This is a genomic window from Cellulosimicrobium sp. AB352, from assembly GCF_049538415.1.
GTDB classification, from domain to species: domain Bacteria; phylum Actinomycetota; class Actinomycetes; order Actinomycetales; family Cellulomonadaceae; genus Cellulosimicrobium; species Cellulosimicrobium funkei.
In genome coordinates this window covers 99,506-119,805 of record NZ_JBMVFX010000012.1, presented here as the reverse complement: position 1 = coordinate 119,805, position 20,300 = coordinate 99,506, and the positions used below count along the sequence as shown (strand labels likewise).

At 76.9% G+C, this 20,300-nt stretch carries 18 protein-coding genes; 10 read left to right on the top strand and 8 right to left on the bottom strand.

All coding sequences use genetic code 11. From position 1 onward, the window contains the following. Positions 1–83 precede the first annotated feature (83 nt). The 3 genes from ACPCUX_RS10775 to ACPCUX_RS10765 all read left to right on the top strand — a co-directional run bounded on the left by ACPCUX_RS10775 (position 84) and on the right by ACPCUX_RS10765 (position 2,872). Complete coding sequence (locus ACPCUX_RS10775; protein WP_081600373.1) at positions 84–1,076, top strand: cation diffusion facilitator family transporter; 993 nt, start codon at positions 84–86, stop codon at positions 1,074–1,076. 84 nt (positions 1,077–1,160) lie between these two features. Next, the gene (locus tag ACPCUX_RS10770; protein WP_423388735.1) at positions 1,161–2,189 is read left to right on the top strand and encodes a CAP domain-containing protein; all 1,029 of its coding nucleotides are present in this window, start codon (positions 1,161–1,163) and stop codon (positions 2,187–2,189) included. Between the two features lie 134 nt (positions 2,190–2,323). Then, a complete protein-coding gene (locus ACPCUX_RS10765) occupies positions 2,324–2,872 on the top strand; it encodes a DoxX family protein (RefSeq protein ID WP_423388734.1) in 549 nt (182 codons plus the stop codon). A gap of 27 nt (positions 2,873–2,899) precedes the next feature. On the opposite strand, the gene ACPCUX_RS10760 is transcribed toward ACPCUX_RS10765, so the two are convergent. From ACPCUX_RS10760 to ACPCUX_RS10750, 3 genes are all read right to left on the bottom strand, one after another. Continuing rightward, positions 2,900–3,478, bottom strand: coding sequence for a methylated-DNA--[protein]-cysteine S-methyltransferase (locus tag ACPCUX_RS10760; RefSeq protein WP_423388733.1), 579 nt, complete (start codon positions 3,476–3,478; stop codon positions 2,900–2,902). Continuing rightward, entirely contained in the window at positions 3,475–5,079 is a 1,605-nt protein-coding gene (locus ACPCUX_RS10755; protein WP_423388732.1) for an AlkA N-terminal domain-containing protein, read from the bottom strand. Before ACPCUX_RS10755 ends, ACPCUX_RS10760 begins: the two co-directional genes overlap by 4 nt. 65 nt (positions 5,080–5,144) lie before the next feature. Next, positions 5,145–6,122 (bottom strand): alpha/beta hydrolase, encoded by a 978-nt coding sequence (locus tag ACPCUX_RS10750; RefSeq protein WP_423388731.1) that lies wholly within the window; start codon positions 6,120–6,122, stop codon positions 5,145–5,147. Between the two features lie 106 nt (positions 6,123–6,228). Between ACPCUX_RS10750 and ACPCUX_RS10745 the strand changes: the two genes are divergently transcribed. Next, positions 6,229–7,560 (top strand): enoyl-CoA hydratase/isomerase family protein, encoded by a 1,332-nt coding sequence (locus ACPCUX_RS10745; RefSeq protein ID WP_423388730.1) that lies wholly within the window; start codon positions 6,229–6,231, stop codon positions 7,558–7,560. 73 nt (positions 7,561–7,633) lie between these two features. Here ACPCUX_RS10745 and ACPCUX_RS10740 read toward each other — a convergent pair whose 3' ends face one another. Next, positions 7,634–8,980, bottom strand: coding sequence for an LppM family (lipo)protein (locus tag ACPCUX_RS10740; protein ID WP_423388729.1), 1,347 nt, complete (start codon positions 8,978–8,980; stop codon positions 7,634–7,636). A gap of 295 nt (positions 8,981–9,275) precedes the next feature. Here ACPCUX_RS10740 and clpB point away from each other — a divergent pair, with 295 nt between their 5' ends. From clpB to ACPCUX_RS10720, 4 genes are all read left to right on the top strand, one after another. Beyond that, positions 9,276–11,897: an ATP-dependent chaperone ClpB gene (gene clpB / locus ACPCUX_RS10735; protein ID WP_114553772.1), complete on the top strand. Its 2,622-nt coding sequence runs from the start codon at positions 9,276–9,278 to the stop codon at positions 11,895–11,897. A 144-nt stretch (positions 11,898–12,041) separates the two neighbouring features. Then, positions 12,042–13,025 (top strand): diacylglycerol/lipid kinase family protein, encoded by a 984-nt coding sequence (locus tag ACPCUX_RS10730; protein ID WP_409141265.1) that lies wholly within the window; start codon positions 12,042–12,044, stop codon positions 13,023–13,025. A 62-nt stretch (positions 13,026–13,087) separates the two neighbouring features. After that, complete coding sequence (locus ACPCUX_RS10725; RefSeq protein ID WP_423388728.1) at positions 13,088–13,843, top strand: UdgX family uracil-DNA binding protein; 756 nt, start codon at positions 13,088–13,090, stop codon at positions 13,841–13,843. Next, positions 13,840–14,649 carry a YqjF family protein gene (locus tag ACPCUX_RS10720; RefSeq protein ID WP_423388727.1) on the top strand — a complete coding sequence of 270 codons (810 nt, stop codon included), beginning with the start codon at positions 13,840–13,842 and terminating at the stop codon, positions 14,647–14,649. Before ACPCUX_RS10725 ends, ACPCUX_RS10720 begins: the two co-directional genes overlap by 4 nt. A 1-nt stretch (position 14,650) precedes the next feature. Here the strand turns inward: ACPCUX_RS10720 and ACPCUX_RS10715 are convergent, their stop codons facing one another. The 4 genes from ACPCUX_RS10715 to ACPCUX_RS10700 form a co-directional block, all read right to left on the bottom strand. After that, entirely contained in the window at positions 14,651–15,310 is a 660-nt protein-coding gene (locus ACPCUX_RS10715) for a response regulator (protein ID WP_171467380.1), read from the bottom strand. Then, a complete protein-coding gene (locus ACPCUX_RS10710; RefSeq protein WP_144721400.1) occupies positions 15,307–16,614 on the bottom strand; it encodes a sensor histidine kinase in 1,308 nt (435 codons plus the stop codon). Before ACPCUX_RS10710 ends, ACPCUX_RS10715 begins: the two co-directional genes overlap by 4 nt. A 145-nt stretch (positions 16,615–16,759) precedes the next feature. Continuing rightward, positions 16,760–17,653 carry a hypothetical protein gene (locus ACPCUX_RS10705; RefSeq protein ID WP_171467382.1) on the bottom strand — a complete coding sequence of 298 codons (894 nt, stop codon included), beginning with the start codon at positions 17,651–17,653 and terminating at the stop codon, positions 16,760–16,762. Continuing rightward, positions 17,653–18,366 carry an ABC transporter ATP-binding protein gene (locus tag ACPCUX_RS10700; protein ID WP_085386649.1) on the bottom strand — a complete coding sequence of 238 codons (714 nt, stop codon included), beginning with the start codon at positions 18,364–18,366 and terminating at the stop codon, positions 17,653–17,655. The genes ACPCUX_RS10705 and ACPCUX_RS10700 overlap by 1 nt, the downstream gene beginning before the upstream one ends. 292 nt (positions 18,367–18,658) lie before the next feature. On the opposite strand from ACPCUX_RS10700, the gene ACPCUX_RS10695 reads away from it, so the two are divergent. Together ACPCUX_RS10695 and ACPCUX_RS10690 are read left to right on the top strand one after the other, a co-directional pair. Then, a complete protein-coding gene (locus ACPCUX_RS10695; protein ID WP_085386648.1) occupies positions 18,659–19,468 on the top strand; it encodes a peptidoglycan-binding protein in 810 nt (269 codons plus the stop codon). 88 nt (positions 19,469–19,556) lie between these two features. Next, positions 19,557–20,228, top strand: a complete 672-nt coding sequence (locus ACPCUX_RS10690) for a TetR/AcrR family transcriptional regulator (protein WP_423388726.1) — start codon at positions 19,557–19,559, stop codon at positions 20,226–20,228. Positions 20,229–20,300: the final 72 nt, after the last annotated feature.

Below are 20,300 nucleotides of genomic sequence, written 5' to 3'. Positions count from 1 at the left end.
TGCGCGCCCGGCCCGTGCGTGCTCGACGCGTGAGCGTCCGGCCTCCGCGCGCGGGTCGTGCACGCGGCTGGTAGACCGGCAGCATGCCCGACGCCCCCATGCCCGCCCCGCCGCAGCCGGAGTCGCGCAACCCGCGCGTCGCGCGCCCGGAGGGCGGCGGCGACAGCACCGTCACGGTGATCGTCGCGTTCCTCGCGAACGCGCTCATCGCGGGCGCGAAGACGGTCGCCGCGACGGTGACCGGCTCGGCGTCGATGCTCGCGGAGGCCGTCCACTCGTGGGCGGACACGGGCAACGAGGTCTTCCTCCTCGTCGCCGACCGTCGCTCGCGCCGCCCGGCGGACACCGAGCACCCCCTCGGGTTCGGCCGCGAGGCGTACGTGTGGTCGATGTTCGCGGCGATCGGGCTGTTCGCCGTCGGGGCGGGGGTGTCGATCACGCACGGCATCCAGGAGCTGGTGCACCCGCAGCCGGCGGACGACTTCGTCGTCGCCTACGCGGTCCTCGCCCTGGCGTTCGTGCTCGAGGGGGTGTCGTTCCTGCGCGCCCGGCGGCAGGCGCGCGCCGAGGCGCAGGCCGCGGACCGCGACACCCTGCACCACGTGCTCGTCACGTCGGACCCGACGCTGCGCGCGGTGTACGCGGAGGACGCCGCCGCGCTGATCGGCCTCGTGGTCGCGTTCGGGGGCGTCCTGGCCCACCAGCTCACCGGGTCGCCCGTGCCCGACGCCGTCGGGTCGATCGTCGTCGGCCTCGTCCTCGCGGTGGTGTCCGTCGTGCTCATCGACCGCAACCGGCGGTTCCTCGTGGGGGAGGCGGCGATGCCGGCGACGCGCGCCGCGGTGCTCGCGGGCATCCGCGACCTGCCGGAGGTCGAGCGCGTCACGTACCTGCGGCTCGAGTACGTCGGGCCGCGCGCGCTGTACCTCGTGGCGAGCGTGGACCTGCGCGGCGACGAGTCCGAGACGTCCGTCGCCCGCCGGCTCGACGAGCTCGAGCGCCGGGTGACGTCCGTGCCGCTCATCGCAGGCGCGGTGTTCACGGTCTCCGCGCCGGAGGAGCCGTCGATCGTCTGACCCGGCGGCCGACCCCCGCCGTCGAACGGGTGCAGAACGGACGAAGCGGTACACATCCGCGGTCCTCATGGGTAGGGTCGAGCGATGGTCTCGCAGCGCACGCCCCGGCACCGCTCGGCGGGGGCGGCGCCCGCGCCGTCTCCCGAGTCGTCTCCTGTGCCCGCGTCCTCCGCCGCGCCCGCACGTCGGCGCGGCGGCCCGTTCGCCCGGCACCTGCGGTCCGGTCCGCGCGTCGCGGTGACGACGGGCGTCGCCGCCGCCCTGCTGCTCGGCCCTCCGCTGGGCCTCACGGCCGCGACGGTGACGGGCGAGATCCGGCCCGAGCACGTGGGCCCGCTCGGCCCCGTCGTCGCGGCGCTCCCGTGGCAGGGGAGCGCGCCGCGGGAGTGGCTCGCGGGGCGCGACCCGCGCGACGACCGCGCGTCGCGCACCCTGGCCGACGCGCGCGACGACCTCCCGGCGGACGCCCCGACGGCGCCCCGTGCGCCCGGGGCCGACGACACGCCGACCGCGGAGACCGCGCCCGCGCCCGCGGCGACCGAGGAGCCTCCCGCCGACCCGGTGCCGACGCCCACCCCGGAGGACGTGCCGCCCGCCGAGGGCGCGGCGGACCCGGCCGGCCCGGACGGCGCGACCGCGACGGGCCCGACGCCCGGCACCGGAACGGCCGACGGTGCCGCGCCGGCTGCCGGGACCGCCTCGGCCGCAGGGGCGACGGCGCCCGGCGGAGCCGGTCCGGGGACGATCACGGCGGAGGGCGCGGCGGTCGTCGAGCTGACGAACGCGGAACGGGTCGCCGCCGGGTGCGAGCCGCTCGCCGTCGACGAGCGCCTCACCGCCGCGGCGCAGCTCCACAGCGAGGACATGGACGCGCAGGGGTACATGGACCACACGAGCCTCGACGGCCGCTCGCCGTGGGACCGGGCGCACGCGCAGGGCTACCCGAACCCGGGCGCCGAGAACGTGGCGAAGGGCTACCGGACCGCCCAGGACGTGGTGCGCGGGTGGATGGACTCGCCGGGCCACCGCGCGAACATCCTCGACTGCGGCCTGCGGGAGATCGGCGTCGGGCACGCGAACGGGGCCTGGACCCAGGTCTTCGGCTGGGGCTGAGCCCCGGCCCCCCTCGTCGCCGGCGCACCGCCCGTCCCGCGTCTCGCGGGAGCGCGCCCGCGCGCGGTGAATATCGCAGGTCCGCTATCTTATCGCCGGAAAGTGGAACGCTACTGCTCGACGAGGAGTTCAGAATGGCCCCCCCCGGACCCGACGCACCGACCCCGTCCACCCCCGCCCCCCCTGCGGAGGGGCCGCGGCGCGCCGCGGCCCGGCGGCTCCGTGAGGGGCTCTGCGAGCGCCTCGCCGCCTGGTCCGTGCCTGCCCTGCGGGTCGCCCTCGGCCTCGTCTTCCTCGTCTTCGGGGTGCTCAAGTTCTTCCCGGGAGCGAGCCCGGCGGAGCAGATCGTGCGCCGCACGGTCGAGGCGCTGACCTTCGGCCTCGTCGACGGCACCGCCGCCGTGGTCCTCACGGCGGTCGTCGAGACGGCGGTCGGGCTCGCGCTCCTCACCGGTCGCGCGCTGCGGGCCGGGCTCGTCGTGCTCGCCGTCACGCTGGCCGGCGTCCTCTCGCCGGTCGCGCTCTTCCCGGGCGACCTGTTCGGCGACGGCATGACCCTCATGGGTCAGTACGTGCTCAAGGACGTCGTGCTCGTCGCCGCCGCCGGGGTGGTGGCGGCGGCGACGCTCGGGGCCCGGTTCACGCTCGCTGCCGCGGAGCCGGCGCGCGCTCCGGCGGCGTGATGCCGGGCCGGTCCGTCCGCGGCGGGCTCAGCGCGCCGGTGCCGTGACGGTCGCCCGGGCCTCGCGGTCGAGGAGGCTGCGCTTGACGTCCAGTCCGTAGCGGAAGCCGCCGAGGCTGCCGTCCGTGCGCAGCACGCGGTGGCAGGGCACGAACAGGGCCGCCGCGTTCATCGCGCAGGCGCCCGCGGCGGCGCGCACGGCGGCGGGCCGCCCCGACAGCTCGGCGTACCGGGTGTAGGTCACCGGGTCGCCGGGCTCGACCGTGCGCAGCACGTCCCACGCGTGCGCGCGGTAGGGGCCCGAGGCCTGCCGCACCGGCACGGCGTCGATCGCGCGCACGTCGCCCGCGTAGTAGGCCCGGACGGCGGCGACGGCGGTCGCGACGGCGGGGTCGTCGTCGGGCACGGGGGAGACCGTCGCGGGGCGCAGGCCGGGGTGCACGAGCGCGACGAGGTCCGCGGGCTCGTCCGTCCAGCCGGACGCGAGGACCGCGCCGCCGGCGTCGACGACGACCGTGAACGGGCCGTCGGGCGTGGTGAGCGTCGTGGTGACGGCCGGCCTCGTGCCTGCCGTCGTAGTGGTGGTGGGGGCGGGTGCGGTGGTCACGGGGTCTCCTTCGCAGGGGTCGGGGTGGGCGCGGCGGCGCGCCAGAGGTGCATCGCGGCGTACGAGCGCCACGGCGCCCAGCGCTCGGCGCGGGCAGCGAGCGCGCGGCGGTCGTCGGGCAGGCCGAGCGCGGCGGCACCGGCGCGGAGCGCGAGGTCGCCGTCGAGCAGGACGTCGGGGTCGTGCAGCACGCGCATCGCCACGTACCCGGAGGTCCACGGCCCGACGCCGGGCATCGCCTCGAGCGCGGCGCGCTGGGCCACGGGGTCGTCGGCCGGGGAGAGGGCGAGCGACCCGTCGGCGAGGGCGTGCGCGACGCCGAGCACCGCGGCCGTGCGCCGGGCGGGGCCGCGCAGGTGGTCCGCGCCCCCGGCGGCGAGCTGCACGGGGGTCGGGAACAGACGTGTCGGGCCGAACCGCGACGCGAAAGGCGTCCCGAGCGCGACGGCGAGCCGCGACAGGTGCGTCCGCGCGGCCGCGACCGAGATCTGCTGCCCGACGAGCGCGCGCACGAGGATCTCGGCAGGGTCCACCGCTCCCGGGACGCGGATGCCCGGCACCGCGCGCACCGAGGCGGCGAGCGCGGGGTCCGCCGCGAGGGCCGCGTCCACGGCCGCCGGGTCGGCGTCGAGGTCGAACAGCCGCCGGACGCGCGCGATCGCGGCCGGGAGGTCGGCCACGGACGTCAGCTCGAGCTCCACGTGGAAGCGCGGTGCGCGTCGTCGGCCCCCGGGCGGCGGCCCGTAGGTCGCCCGGAAGGCGCCCGGCCCGTGCGGCAGCGCGAGCGTCCGCGCGTAGGAGAGCAGCGGGCCGTCGAGGTCGACGACCTCGACGTCGTCGACGGCGCGCGCCGCGAGGAACGCGAACACGCCGCGCGCGTCGAACGGCTCGCGCAGGGGAAGGGTGAGGTCGAGCGCGGCGGTGGCGCCGCCGTCGTCCGGGGTGGACCCGGCGGGAGCGTCGGCGGGCGGGCGGCGCGGGTCGCCGGTCGACGGCGCCCGGTCGGGCCGGGCCCGACGGCGCAGCTCGCCCGGCGTCGTGTCGAAGACCTCGGTGATCGTGTCGTTGAACTGGCGCACGCTCCCGAAACCGGCGGCGAACGCGACGTCGGCGAGCCGCAGGTCCGTCCCGGTGAGCAGCGCCCGCGCCGTCTGGGCGCGCAGCGCGCGGGCGAGCGCGACCGGGCCGGCGCCGAGCTCCGCGACGAGCACGCGGTGCACGTGCCGGGCCGAGTACCCGAGGCGGGCGGCGAGGCCGTCGACGCCCTCGCGGTCCACGACGCCGTCCGCGACGAGCCGCATGGCCCGGGCCGAGAGGTCGTGCCCGAGGTCCCAGCTCGGCGTGCCCGGCACCGCCTCCGGGAGGCAGCGCTTGCACGCGCGGTAACCGGCCTCGTGGGCGGCGGCCGAGGTGAGGTAGAAGGTGACGTTCTCGGGCTTCGGGGTGCGCGCCGGGCACGACGGCCGGCAGTAGATGCCGGTGCTGCTCACGGCGGTGATGAACTGCCCGTCGAAGCGGCGGTCGCGCGACGCGATGGCGCGGTAGCGCTCGGCGAACACGGGGTCCGTGGTCGCCGGGGGCGTCGCGAGGGTCGTCGTCATGACTCGATCCTCACCCGCCGGACCACGCCCTGGCTAGCGGGATTCGGACACGGCGCTGGGCGGCGTCAGACACGCGCGTCGAGCCAGTCGAGGACCTCGCGCAGGTAGGTCGACCGGGCAGGCTCGGGGGAGAGCGCGAGGTCGTGCGCGCCGCCCTCGACCGTGACGACCGTGACGTCGTCGCCCAGCCGCTCGGCGCGCGACGTGATGTGCCCGACGTCGAGCACGCTGTCCGTCGTGAGCAGCGCGTCGTGCCAGCCCGACGCCGGGCCGCTGCGCGCGGACGCGAGCACGAGCACCGGGCAGTCGACGTGGAGCCCGCGCGCGACGCGGGCGTGGCCCCGGCGCACCGCGCGCAGGAACCCGGCGCGCACCGGGAACCCCTCGATCGGCTTCCACGCGAGGTCGAAGTCCCACTCGCCGCCGGTACTCGCGTGCAGCGCCTCCGCCCAGTGCGGGTCGAGCGCGCCCACGACGAGCCGCGGCGCGACCCGCCCGAGGACGTCGACCACCCACGTCACCGGGCCGCGGAACACCCACGGCTTGTTGAGGTCGAACCACGGGCTGTTGAGCACGAGCGCCGCGAGCCGGCCGGGCCGCGCGTCGGCCCACAGGCTCGCGAGGAGACCGCCGGTCGAGTGGCCGAGCACCACGAGCCGGTCGTGCCCCTCGGCGCGCACCGCGCGCGCCGCCGCGTCGAGGTCCTGCGCGTAGACGGCGAGGTCGGTGACGAAGTTCGGGTCGTCGTCGGGCCGCGACGGCGCGCCCGAGCCGCGGCCGATCGAGCGCCCGTAGCCGCGCAGGTCGACGGCGTAGAACCGGTACCCGCGCGCCTCGACCGCCTCCGCGACGTGCGTCTGGAAGAAGTAGTCGATGAACCCGTGCACGTACAGCACCGCGGGCCGGTCGCCCGCGGGCGCCGCGGCGTCGCGCCGCACCAGGGTCGCCACCGCGCCGTCCGGGAGGTCCAGGTCGCGCGCGACCCAGTCCCCGCCCAGCACGTCGGGCCGCCAGGTCCCGTCCGTCCGCGTCGCCTCGTCCACCGCCGCCTCCTCGCTGCTCCCGGCACCGCCGGCCCGACCCCTCTGCCCTGCCAGGGTCCCACGTCGTGCGCGCCCGCGGCCGCCGACGGGCGGTAGCGTGACGCGGATGACGAGCGAGATCCTCGCCCGCGTCGACGACGGCGTCGGGCACCTCACCCTGGACCGGCCCCGAGCGCTCAACGCGCTCGGGTACTCGATGCTCGGCGAGATCGCCGACGTGCTGGACGAGTGGCGCGTCGACCCGACCGTGCGTCTCGTGCTGCTCGACGGCGCGGGCGACCGCGGCCTGTGCGCGGGCGGCGACATCCGCGAGCTGCACGCGTCGGTCGTCGCCGGGCGGCAGGCCGACGCGCGCCGGTACTTCCGGCGCGAGTACGCGGTCGACGCGGCGCTCGCGGAGCTGCCGGTGCCCGTCGTGACGATCATGGACGGCATCACCATGGGCGGCGGTGTCGGCCTCGCGGCCCACGCGCCGGTCCGCGTCGTCACCGAGCGCTCGCGCGTCGCGATGCCCGAGACGCGGATCGGCTTCACGCCCGACGTCGGCGGGTCGTGGCTCCTCGCCCGCGCGCCCGGGCGGCTGGGGGAGATGCTCGCGCTCGGCGCGGTGACGATGGACGCCGCCGACGCGATCCACGTCGGGCTCGCCGACCACTACGTGCCGAGCGAGCGGCTGCCCGTGCTCGGCGCAGACCTCGCCGCGCTCGCGAGCGCGGGCGTCGACCCGCTCGACGTCGAGGCCGTGCGCGACGTCGTGCGGCGGCACGCCCTCCCGGCGCCGGTGTCCGGGCTCGTCGCGCGCCGCGCCGCGATCGACGCCGCGTACGCGGCGGGCACGGTGCCGGAGATCGTGGCCCGGCTGCGCGCGGCCGCCGCGGACGGCGACGAGCGTGCGGGCGCCGAGGCGGACGAGCTCGAACGGCTGTCGCCCACGGCGGTCACCGTCGCGCTCGCGGCCGTCCGCAGCGCGCGCGGCCTGCCCGACCTCCGCGCGGCGCTCGCCCAGGAGTACGGGCTCGTCTGCTGGTTCGTCGACACGCAGCCCGACCTCGTCGAGGGGATCCGCGCGCAGGTGGTCGACAAGGACCGCGACCCGTCGTGGCGCCCCGCGACGCTCGCGGAGGTCGACCCCGCGCTCGGCGCCGAGGCGCTCGCCTACGTGCCCGCGGAGGCGCTGTGGGACGACGCCCTCGGCCCGCGGCTCGCGCGCCGCGCGGTCGAGGCCGTGGTGCGCCGCTTCAGCGAGGGGGAGCCGACGCCCGACGAGCTCGCCGCGGCGCACGACGACCTCGTCGTCGAGCTCGTGGAGCGGCACGAGGACGGGAGCGTCGTCGTGCACCTCGCCGACACGTGCGGCGAGCACTTCCTCGACGGCTACTGGCCTGCCGTGCGGTTCGACGCCGTCGGTGACGTCCTCGAGGTCACCGTCGAGTCCTGAGCGGTCCCGGACGCACGACGGCCCGCCCCGGTCTCCCGGGGCGGGCCGTCATGTCGTGCGGGGTGCGGACCGCTCAGTCGGTCGGCGGGCGCAGGCGCGTCGCGTCGTCGATCTCGTCGTCGGGACCGGCCTGCGCGCCCGGGCCGTCCTGGCCCGCGGGGCCCGGCTGCGGCGGGAGCGGCTGGGTCGGTGCTGGCGGCTGGTGCGGCGGGAGCGGCTGGGTCGCGCCCGGCGGGACGGGCGGCTGGGCGGGCAGCGGCGTCGTCGGGGACGACTGCGGGTGCGGCGCGCCGGGGGGCGCGAACGGCGCGGCGCCCGGGTAGCCGCCCTGCTGCGGCGGTGCCGGCGGCTGGCCGCCGTACGGGCCACCCTGCTGGCCCGGGCCGGACGGCGTCCCGTAGCCCTGCGGCTGGCCGGGCTGGCCGGGGTACTGGCCCTGCTGGCCGGGGTACTGACCCGGCTGGCCCGGGGCTCCGGGGTACTGGCCCTGCTGGCCGGGGTGCGCGCCGGGCTGGCCGTACTGACCCGGGTACTGGCCCTGCTGGCCCTGACCGGGGTACTGGCCCTGCTGGCCGGGCTGGCCGGGGTAGGGCTGCTGGCCGGGGTACTGGCCCTGCTGGCCGGGCTGGCCCGGGTACTGACCCGGCGCGCCGTAGACGCCCTGCTGTCCGGGCTGGCCGGGGTACCCGCCCTGCGGGAAGCCCGTGCCCTGGCCGTCCTGCGTGCCGGGCTTCGAGCGGAGCACGAGCCACAGCACGAGGCCGATGATGCCGAGCAGCACGAGGCCGCCGACCAGGAACCAGATCCACGCCGACGAGCCGGACCCGTCGGAGCTCTCGGCGTCGGGCGCGGTCGCGCCGTCGTCGGTGCCCTCGTCCGTGCCCTCGTCCGTCCCCGAGCCCGCGGAGCCGCCGGGCACGGCCGAGCCGCGCGCCGTCATCTCGTTGACCTCGCCGACCACCGGGGTCCACGTCACGGTGTTGCCGTCGACCTCGCCGTTGGACTCCGCCACCTCGCCGGGGAACGTGATGGCGATCTTGATGTCGAGACCCTCCATCATCTGCCGCGACATCTCGTCGGTCGCCGCGTCACCCGTGTCCGGGTTGAACTCCTCGCCCGTCATGTCCATCGAGCCGCTCACGACGTAGTCGTCGCCCTCGCGGGTGACGGAGATCGAGTCGGCGGCGCCGGTGTCGAGCTGCGCGATCGGCTGGTCGGCGTAGGTGATCTTGGTGCCGGTGTAGCCGTCCTGCGCGTACGGCTCCTGCGTCGCGCCCTCCGGCATCTCGGACTCCATCTCGGAGCCCATCTGGTCCCAGAGCTCCTGGGGGTCCGAGCCCATCGACTCGGCGACCTCGTCCGAGAACGCCATGACGACGCTGCCGTCGAACGTGTCGTCCTCGTTGAGGGTGATGGCCATGTCCATCCTCATGCACCCCGTGAGGAACAGTGCGAGGGTGGCGAGGAGGGCACCGAGGCCGAGTCGTCTGCGCAAGGGTGAGGAGTTCACCCGCCCAGCATGTCGCGGATCGTCGCCCGGGGCGAGGGTCGATGCCGTTTTGAGACGGAATGCGGCCGGACTTCATCCGCTCCGGGGACGCGGGCGAGCGAGGAGAGGCCGCGCGGGGGTGCCGATCGAAGTTGAGCGGAATACACTCAACTTAGGAGTCGTTCCACTGGTCAGACCATCTTTTCGAGCAGCACACGGAGCACCTATGGAAACGAAGTTCACCACGATGTCGCAGCAGGCGATCGGCGAGGCGATCCAGACCGCGTCGGCCGCCGGCAACCCCCAGCTCGAGCCGACCCACCTCCTCGCCGCGCTGCTCACGCAGGAGGGCGGCGTGGCCGTCGGGCTCCTGGACGCCGTCGGCGCGGACAAGCAGGCCGTCGGGCAGAAGGTGCGCGCGGCGCTCGTCGCGCTGCCCACCGCGAGCGGCTCGGCCGTCGCGCAGCCGACGCCGTCGCGCGCCACGTCCGCGGCGCTCGACGCCGCCGCGAAGGAGGCCCAGGCGCTCGGCGACGAGTACGTCTCGACGGAGCACCTGCTCCTCGGCATCGCGGCCGGGTCGTCGCAGGCCGCGACGATCCTCCAGCAGGCCGGCGCGACCGCCGAGGCCCTGCGCTCCGCGCTGCCCGCCGTCCGCGGGAGCGCGCGCGTCACGAGCCCCAACCCCGAGGGCACGTACAAGGCGCTCGAGCAGTACGGGACCGACCTCACGGCGCGGGCCGCCGAGGGCAGGCTCGACCCCGTCATCGGTCGCGACTCCGAGATCCGGCGCGTCGTGCAGGTGCTCAGCCGCCGCACCAAGAACAACCCGGTGCTCATCGGCGAGCCGGGCGTCGGCAAGACGGCCGTCGTCGAGGGTCTCGCCCAGCGCATCGTCGCGGGCGACGTCCCGACCTCGCTCCAGGGCAAGCGCCTCGTGTCGCTCGACCTCGCGAGCATGGTCGCGGGCGCGAAGTACCGCGGCGAGTTCGAGGAGCGCCTCAAGGCCGTCCTGGAGGAGATCAAGTCCTCCGACGGCGAGGTCGTCACGTTCATCGACGAGCTGCACACCGTCGTCGGGGCGGGCGCGGGCGGCGAGGGCGCCATGGACGCGGGCAACATGCTCAAGCCCATGCTCGCGCGCGGCGAGCTGCGCCTCGTCGGCGCGACCACGCTCGACGAGTACCGCGAGTACATCGAGAAGGACCCGGCGCTCGAGCGCCGGTTCCAGCAGGTGTTCGTCGGCGAGCCCTCGGTGGAGGACACGGTCGCGATCCTGCGCGGGCTCAAGGAGCGGTACGAGGCGCACCACAAGGTGACGATCGCCGACTCCGCGCTCGTCGCGGCGGCGTCGCTCTCCGACCGGTACATCACCGGGCGCCAGCTCCCGGACAAGGCGATCGACCTCGTCGACGAGGCGGCGTCGCGCCTGCGCATGGAGCTCGACTCCTCGCCGATCGAGATCGACGAGCTGCAGCGCGCCGTCACGCGCCTCGAGATGGAGGAGGTCGTGCTGTCCGAGTCGACCGACCCCGCGTCGCTCGAACGGCTCGAGAAGCTGCGCGCCGACCTCGCGGACCGTCGTGAGGAGCTCGCAGCCCTCACCGCGCGGTGGGAGGCCGAGAAGGCGGGCCACAACCGCGTCGGCGACCTGCGCGCGAAGCTCGACGAGCTGCGCGTCCAGGTCGAGCGCGCGATCCGCGAGGGTGACCTCGAGACCGCGGGCCGCCTGCAGTACGGCGAGATCCCGCACGTGCAGCGCGAGCTCGACGAGGCCGAGGCGGCCGAGCAGGCCGACGACGCGTTCGCCGCGTCCGGCCCCGAGGCCGCCCCGATGATCGCGGACAAGGTCGGCGCCGACGAGATCGCGGAGGTCGTGTCCGCGTGGACGGGCATCCCCGCCGGCCGCATGCTCCAGGGCGAGAGCGAGAAGCTCCTGCACATGGAGGAGGTCATCGGGGAGCGCCTCATCGGCCAGCAGGCCGCCGTCCGCTCCGTGTCCGACGCCGTCCGCCGCTCGCGCGCGGGCGTCGCCGACCCGGACCGCCCCACGGGCTCGTTCCTCTTCCTCGGCCCCACGGGCGTCGGCAAGACGGAGCTCGCGAAGTCGCTCGCCGACTTCCTCTTCGACGACGAGCGCGCCATGGTGCGCATCGACATGTCCGAGTACTCCGAGAAGCACTCGGTCGCCCGGCTCGTCGGCGCGCCCCCGGGGTACGTCGGCTACGAGGAGGGCGGCCAGCTCACCGAGGCCGTCCGGCGTCGGCCGTACTCGGTCGTGCTGCTCGACGAGGTCGAGAAGGCGCACCCCGAGGTCTTCGACATCCTGCTGCAGGTGCTCGACGACGGTCGTCTCACCGACGGCCAGGGCCGCACGGTCGACTTCCGCAACGTCATCCTCGTGCTGACGTCGAACCTCGGCTCGCAGTTCCTCGTGGACCCGATGCTCGACGACGCGGAGAAGCGCGAGGCCGTCATGAGCACGGTGCGGGCGTCCTTCAAGCCCGAGTTCCTCAACCGGCTCGACGACGTCATCGTGTTCGAGCCGCTGACGATCGAGGAGCTCGGCCGGATCGTCGACATCCAGGTCGCCGCGCTCGGCCGGCGCCTCGCGGACCGGCGCATCACGCTCGACGTGACGACGGCCGCCCGCGAGTGGCTCGCGCTCGAGGGCTTCGACCCGGCGTACGGGGCGCGCCCGCTGCGCCGCCTCGTGCAGCGCGAGATCGGCGACCGCCTCGCGCGGATGCTGCTCTCGGGCGACGTCGCCGACGGCGACGTCGTGCGGGTCGACCGCGACCCCGAGGGCGACGGCCTCGCCCTCGGCACGGAGATCCTCACGGCCTGACCGACCAGCGGCCCGTGCCGCGCCCTGCCCCCGCGGGCGGGCCGCGGCACGGGCCGCGGCACGGGCCGCGGCGTCTTCGCGCCTCGGCGGTCCTCGGCGGTCCTCGGCCGCGCGTCCTCGCGGCGACCGGGACATACTCGGTCCGTGCCGACCGACGAGACGACCTCTTCCGCGACCACCTCCGCGCAGCGGCGGCCCGACGACGTCCCGCGCCGCTCCGCGGTCATCGTCAACCCGAACCGCGTCGAGGGGCTCGACGCGCTGCGCGAGCTCATCGTCGCGCGCCTCACGGACGCCGGGTGGCCCGAGCCCGCGTGGCTCGAGACCACGGCCGAGGACCCGGGGACGGGGCAGGCGCGCCAGGCCGTCGAGGACGGCGCCGAGGTGGTCTTCGTGAGCGGCGGCGACGGCACGGTCCGCGCCGTCGTCGAGGGGCTCGCGGGCACCGACGCCGCGCTGGCGATCCTGCCGGGCGGCACGGGGAACCTGCTCGCCGCCAACCTCGGGGTCCCGTCGGACGCCGAGGAGGGCATCCGGCTCGTGCTGCGCGGCGGTCGGCGCACGATCGACGTCGGGGTGGCCGACGGGCAGACGTTCGCGATCATGGCGGGCATGGGCCTCGACGCCGCGATGATGCAGGACGCGCCGACGGCGCTCAAGGCCCGCGCGGGCTCGATCGCGTACGTCTTCTCCGCGCTCAAGCACCTGGCCGACGACGAGATGCACGTCGAGGTCACCGTCGACGGGCGGACGCGCCGCCGTCGGGCGCGCACCGTCGTGGTCGGGAACGTCGGGCGGCTCCAGGCCGGGACGAACCTCCTCCCGGACGCGGAACCCGACAACGGCCAGCTCGAGGTCGCGATCATCGCGCCCCGGAACCTCCAGCACTGGGTCCAGCTCCTGTGGGGCGTGGTGCGCGGCAAGAGCCGGGTGCCGAGCCGCGAGGTCGTGCGAGGGCGCGAGGTGTCCGTCGTGTCCGACCGGCCGCAGCCCCGCCAGCTCGACGGCGACGTCATCGATCCGGACGAGCGGCTCGACGTCAGCGTCCGGCCCGACGCCCTGCACGTGTGCGTCTACCACCCCGAGGAGTCCGAGGACCTCACGCGCGGCGCTCCCGGCAACCGCTGAGCCTGTTCTGACCGGTGCGCCGACCTCGTGCGAGGGCGGGCGCGGGGGAGCACCGTAGGGCCATGAGCCCACGACCGCCCGAGCGTCCCGGCGCGCAGGAGTGGCTGCCCCGCGGCCGCGCCGTGCACGACGTCGAGGCGCTCGACCGGGCGGCGCACGACTGCCACGGGTGCGAGCTCTGGGCGGACGCGACGCAGGTCGTGTTCTCGCGCGGGTCGCACGACGCGCGGCTCGCGCTCGTCGGCGAGCAGCCCGGCGACCACGAGGACCGCGAGGGCGAGCCGTTCGTGGGCCCGGCCGGGCGCCTCCTCGACGACGCCCTCGACGCGGCCGGGCTCGCGGCCGACGACGTGTACCTGACGAACGCCGTCAAGCACTTCCGGTTCGAGCAGCGCGGCGGGCGACGCCTGCACAAGAGCCCGGACGTCGCGCACGTCCGCGCGTGCCTGCCGTGGCTCACCGCCGAGGTCGCCGCCGTGGGGCCGCGCGTCGTCGTCGCGATGGGCGCGACCGCGGGGCGCGCCGTCCTGGGGCGGCCCGTGCGCGTGACCGCCGAGCGGGGACGGGTCCTCGACCTCGGCGACGCGGAGCCGGCGTCACCGTTCTCCCTGGGCGCACCCGGCGGCGGTGGGCGCTCCGAGCCGTCCGACGGCGCCCGCCTGCCCCGGCCGACGGACGCGCCGCGCGTCGTCCTCACCACCCACCCGTCCGCGCTGCTGCGCGTGCGCGACCGCGCCCAGCGCGAGACGGCGTTCGCCGCGCTCGTCGACGACCTCCGTCTCGCGGCCGACGCGGCCGACGCGGCGGGCACGCGGTGAGCGCCCACCCGGCGGCCCCGCCCGGTGCGGGGCCGAGCACGCCGCCGCCCGGTGCGTCGCCGCACCCGGCACCGCGGGTCGTGGTGAACGCCCAGCGCTGGGAGGCCCTGACGTTCCTGCACTGGCCCGTCGACCCGGCCGTCGTGCAGGGCTGGCTCCCGCCCGGCCTCACCGTGCAGCAGGCGGGCGGGACGACGTGGCTCGGGGTGGTCCCGTTCTCCATGGCGGGCGTCCGGGTCCCGCCGCTGCCGCCGCTGGGCGCGTGGTCGGCGTTCCCCGAGCTCAACGTCCGCGTGTACGTGCGCGACCGTGCGGGCACCGAGGGCGTGTGGTTCCTCGGCCTGTGGGCGACGTCGCGTGCGTTCGTCGCCGCGACGCGCGCGGCCGGCGTCCCGTACCACCCGGCCCGCGCGGCGGTGCACGCGCGCGGCGACCGGGACAGGGCGCCGTCCGCGGTGCGCTACCGGTTCCGGTCCGACGGCCGCGGGCCCCTGCGCGTGCCGCACGAGCACCCGGGGCTGCGTGATCTCTCCCTGCACGCCGAGGTGCGCGCGCACGAGGAGGTGGACGCGTCGTCGGGCCTCGTGCGGTGGCTCACGGCACGGTGGTCCGCGTACGGCGCGCGGGCCGGGCGGCTGTGGCGGTTCCCCGTGGTGCACGAGCCGTGGTCCCTGCGGCGCGGCACCCTCGACGTCCTCGACACCGACCTGCTCGACCGCCTCGGGCTGCCGTCTGCCGACCCGCCGCTCGTGCACGTCGCCGCGCCGGTGCACGCCCGGTTCGCGGTCCCGCGGCCCGTGCGCTGAGTCAGGCGGCCGGGTCGACGATCCCGTGCCGGAACGCCCACACGACGAGCTGCACGCGGTCGCGCGCGCCCGTCTTCGTCATGGCCCGGCTCAGGTGCGACTTCACGGTGCTCGGTTCGAGGAACAGCGCCGTCGCGATCTCCGCGTTCGACGACCCCCGGCACAGCAGCGTCACGATGTCGAGCTCGCGCGGCGTGAGGAGCGCGGCCGCGTCGTCGTCCCGCGCCACCGGGGCACGACGCCGCGCGAACTCGCCGAGCACGCGGCGCGTGAGCGACTGGTCCACGAGGCCGTCGCCCGACGCGACGCGGCGGACGGCGTCCACGAGCACCTCCGGCTCCGCGTCCTTGAGCAGGAACCCGCTCGCCCCGGCCTCCAGCGCCCCGAACACGTAGTCGTCGAGGTCGAACGTGCTCACCACGAGGACGGGCACCGGGTCCGCGACGTCGGGCCCGGCGAGCGCGCGCGTCGCCGTGATGCCGTCGCCGCCGGGCATGCGCACGTCCATGCACACGACGTCGGGGCGCTCGCGGCGCGCGACCCGCACGGCGTCCGCGCCGTTCGACGCCTCGCCGACGACCTCCAGGCCCTCGCTCTCGAGGATGACGGTGAAACCGGCGCGGACGACGGCCTGGTCGTCCACCAGCACGACACGGGTCACGAGGCCTCCTGGGCGGGGGTGCGGGGGTCGCGCGCGGGGGCGCGGGGGACGGTCAGCCGGACGAGCCACGCGCCGTCGGGCGTGCGCCGCGCGTCGAGCGTGCCGCCGAGCACGGCCGCGCGCTCGCGCATCCCGACGAGGCCGTGGCCCGGTCGCGCGTCCTGCGGGGGAGCGGCGCGACCGGCGGGGTTGCGCACGGTCACGACGACGGCCGCCGGGCTCCACGCGAGCCGCACCGCGACCGGTCGCCCGGGTGCGTGCCGCCGCGCGTTGGCGAGCGCCTCCTGCAGCACGCGGTAGACGGCGATCTGCGCGGTGGGCGCGGGCTCCCAGGGCTCGCCCTCGGTCTCGACGGTGACCGTGGTGCCCGCCGCGCGCGCCGTCTCGAGGAGCGCGGGGAGGTCGGCGAGCGTCGGCTGCGGGGCCTCGCGCTCGTCGCCCTCGTCGTCGCGCCCGCGCAGGATGCCGACCACGAGGCGCAGGTCGTCGAGGGTCTCCCGGCCCTGCGACCGGATCCAGCGCACCGACTCCTTGGCGCGCTCCGGGTCGGCGTCGACGAGCCGTTCCGCCGCGGACGCCTGCACGACGATGCCCGAGAGGTGGTGGGCCGCGACGTCGTGCAGCTCGCGCGCCATGCGGGCACGCTCCTCGAGCACGGCCTGCGCGGCGAGCGCCTCGCGCTCGCGCTCGGCGCGCACCACGCGGTCGCGCAGCTCGGCGACGAGCTCGCGCCGCGTCGCGACGTACGAGCCGACGAGGGCCGCGCCCACGAACGTGAGGATCGCCGAGAGCAGCGCGCCGCCCACCTGGAGCGCGTGCTGCGCGGGCCCGGCCCCGGCGGGGACACCGAACCCGCCGAGCGCGAAGACGAGCAGGACCTGCGCGAGCGCCGCGAGCGCCGGCGCCCCGAGGCGCGCGCGGCGGGGCGCGTAGGCCCCGGCGGAGTAGGCGGCGACGAGCGTCGCCGGGGCCTGGAACCCGACGTACGGCGGCAGGAGCGCGGTGATCGCGACCTGCGCGACGACGGTCAGCGCGAGGCAGACCAGCGGCGCCCGACGGCGGAGCACGAGCGCTGCGGCCTGGCCGACGACGAGCGCGAGCACGGTCGCGCGCACGCCCGGGCCGATCACGCTCTCGCCCGGGCCCGCGCCGAACGTGGCGCCGACCTCCGTCGCGAGGACGCGCTCGATGCCGAGGAACAGCGCGACGGTCGCGAGGGCGACGACACCGGCCAGCACGGCGTCGCGGCCGGTGTCGGTGCGGACGCCGACCCGGTCGAGCGCGCGGCGCAGGGTCTCGGTCACGGTCCTCCTCCAACGGGCGACGGGTGCGGGGACGGGGTGCGCCGTCGGGCCCGCCCACCCTACGGGGCGGGCGGGCCGACGGCGCCGTGCGGCTCCCGGCCTGTGGACGACCGGGTCGTCGCGTCGGGAGCCGAGCCGGCTGTGGTCAGACGAGGTCGCGCCGGCGCAGGCTCACGGCGCCCCCGCCGAGCAGGAGCGCGGCCCACGCCGCGAGCCCGGCGAGGGCGGCGAGCGCGCCGAGCGGGGCCGCACCGCCGAGGAGCGTCGCGGCCGACCCGCCGGTCGACGCGAGCGCGCCCAGCCCGAGCGGGAGCCACTCGGCCGCGGCCGAGTCACCGCCGGACAGGAGCGTCACCGCGCCGCGGACGATCGGCTCGGCGAGCGCGAGCGCGGCGACCGTGACGACGCCCGCGACCTGGCCGCGCACGAGGGTGCCGATGCCGAGCCCGAGCCACGCGAGCAGGACGAGCACCGCGAGCCCGCGGGCCCAGACGCCGAGGACGTCGCCGGGGCCGAGCGCGAGGCCCGCGCCCGGCGTCGTGACGATCGCGATGAGCAGGCCCAGGGCGCCCAGGAGGGCGAGGACGACGCCCACGCCGAGCGCGACGGTCGCCGTCGCGCCCGCCTTCGCGCCGAGGATGCGCAGCCGTGACGGCTGGACGAGCGCCGTGGGCACGATGCCGCCCGTGCGGAAGTCGGTCGTCACGGCGAGCACGCCGAGCAGGAGCATGCACACGGTCGCGACGCCGACGGAGCCGGAGCCGCCGAGGCCGGTGCCGAGGAGGTCGAGCATCGAGCGCTGGAACGCGGGCTGCGAGACGTCGGCGAGCGCACCGAGGTCCGGCGCGAGCTCGGCCACCATCTCAGGCGGGGCCTGGAGCCCGACGGTCGTGCCGCTGCCGGCCGCGTCGGCGCTGCGCAGGATCGTGGGGAGCAGCAGGGTGAAGGCCTGGACGACGAGCATCCCGGCGACGGCGACGGCCGCGACGACCCACGTCGCGCGGGTCGTGCGGAGCTTGAGCATCTCGGCGCGGTACATCAGCGCACCCCTTCGGTCGTGGCGGTCAGGTCGAGGTAGAAGTCCTCGAGGGACTCCCCGTGCAGCAGCTCGTCGAGCGGCCCCTCCGCGACGACGCGCCCCTGCCCGACGACGACGAGGTCGTCCGCGACCTGCCGCACCTCGGACAGCACGTGGCTCGCGAGGAGCACGGTGCCGCCGTCGTCGGCGAACGCGCGGACGAGGTCGCGCAGCCAGCGCATCCCGGCGGGGTCGAGACCGTTGGCGGGCTCGTCGAGGACGAGGACCTCCGGGTCGCCGAGCAGCGCGGCCGCGATCCCGACGCGCTGCCGCATCCCCAGCGAGTAGGTGCGCACGCGGCGGTCCGCGGCGGGCGTCATGCCGACGAGCGCGAGCACCTCGTCGACGCGCCGCGCCGGGATCCGCCCGGCGGAGGCGAGCACGCGCAGGTGGTCGCGCCCCGTGCGTCCCGGGTGCAGGCCGCCCGCGTCGAGCAGCGCGCCGACGGTGCGGGCCGGGTGCGCCAGGTCCGCGAACGCGCGGCCGTCGAACGTCGCGGTGCCCGCGGTCGGGGCCGCGAGCCCGAGCAGGACGTGGAGCGTGGTCGTCTTTCCGGCGCCGTTCGGGCCGAGCAGCCCGACGACGCGGCCCGGCGCGGCGGTGAACGTCACGTCGTGCACGGCGTCGAACGCCCCGTACGCCTTGCGCAGCCCGGAGACGTGGATGGTGGTCATGCCGGTCCCTCCCTCGTGCGTCCCGCACGGGCCTCCCGTGCGGTGCCCTACCAGGCTGTCGCGCGGGCCCCCACCGGGTCTTGCGGCGCAGGGCGGAACCTGCGTTGCGACCTCCGTGGGAGGCGCGGCGCCGCCCCGCTGGACCGGGGGAGCCGTGGCGGGTATCGCCGCAGGTGAGGGCGTCGGGCGTGACACACGAGCCGGGATGGGGCAGGGTGGACGTCCACCCGACCGCCCCGGCGGGCAGCGTGTCGCGCCGTCCGCCCCCTCGACAGCCCCGGAAGGAGGCGACGTGCGCCGACGCCACGACCGGTCCGGACCCGCCGAGCGGGACCGCACCGCCCCCCTCCAGCGGCCCGCGCGCCGCACCGCCACGCCGTGGGTCACGGTCGCCGCCGGTGCCGGGGCGGTGACGCTCGTCGTCGCCGTCGCGGGCATGGTCGGTGCCGCGACGGGCGGTGGCGAGGCGGTCGTCGTCGGCGGGGTCTCTGCCGAGGGCGGCGCGAACGGCGAGGACACGGTCCCCGCGGTCACGCCGCGCCCCGACACCCCCCGCCCCGAGGTGACCCGCATCCCTCCGCCCGACGCGGCGGACGGCACGTCCGACGACGCGCGCCCGGCCCCGTCCCCGCGCCCGTCCGCGAGCGGCCAGGGAGAGCAGGCCGCGCCCGGCGCGCCCTCGCCCACCACCGAGCCCGCGCCCGCTCCCACCGCGTCCGAGCCGACCCCGGCACCGACCGAGCCCGCCCCGACGTCCTCCCCGACGACCGACCCCGGCACCGGGTCCGTCTCGTGGGTCCAGGAGCGGCTCCGGGTGCACGGTGCCGACGTCGCCGTCACGGGGACGATGGACGACGCCACGCGCACCGCGCTGCGGTCGTTCCAGAAGGCGCACGGCCTCACACCCGACGGCACCGTCACCGCGGCGACCGCCGAGGCCCTGCGCGCCGCGCCGCCCGACGTCGAGGACCCCACCGGACCTGGCCCGACGCCCCCGGCCGAGCCCGCGCCGACGCCCTCCACCGACCGGCCGTCGGTGGCGGTGCCCGGGCCGTCGTCGAGCGCCGACGAGCCCGCCCCGACGCTCGCCCCCGCACCCTGAACCTTCTCCGCCCGGGCGCGGGCACCCCGCCGGGCCGCACCGCGGTCGGTAGGGTGTGCCCTCGTCGGACGACGGACGGAGCAGTGCCATGACGAGCGCGGCCATCGGCGCCGGGCAGGACCGCACGGGCTCCCGCCGCGCCGCGGCGCCCGACCCCGCGCGCGGGTACGCGAAGGGGCGCGCCAAGCGCGAGGAGATCCTCCAGGCGGCCGTCGTGCTCTTCGGCGAGGTCGGCTTCCACGCCGCGTCGCTGCGCGAGCTCGCGTCCCGCGTGGGCATGTCCCACCCCGGGCTGCTCCACCACTTCCCGACGAAGACGGCGCTCCTCGAGGCGGTGCTCGACCACCGGGAGACCGTCGACCGCGCCGACCTCGAGGAGGACCTCGCGCGCGGGACCGACTTCTTCGACGCGCTCGTGCGGCTCGTCGAGCGCAACGCCCTGCGCCGGCCGATCGTCGAGCTGTTCACCGCGCTCGCGGCCGAGGCGACGTCGCCCGACCACCCGGCGCACGCGTACTTCGTCGAGCGCTACGAGTCGACGGTCGCGCGCATCGGCGAGCAGCTCTCCCGCCGCGCCCGGGCGGGCGGCCTGCGCGACGGCGTCGAGCCGGAGGTCGCGGCCCGCCAGCTCGTCGCGCTCATGGACGGTCTCCAGGTCCAGTGGCTGCTGTCCCTCGACCGCCCGCGGCCCGAGCGCGTCGACATGGCCGCGGACCTGCGCGCGTACCTGCGCCTCGTGCTGTCCGACGCCGAACGCTGACGGTGCCGGACCGGCGACGGTTCACCGGTCCGGCACCGAGCCTCCCCCTTCCGCGCCCCACCCGGCTCCGAC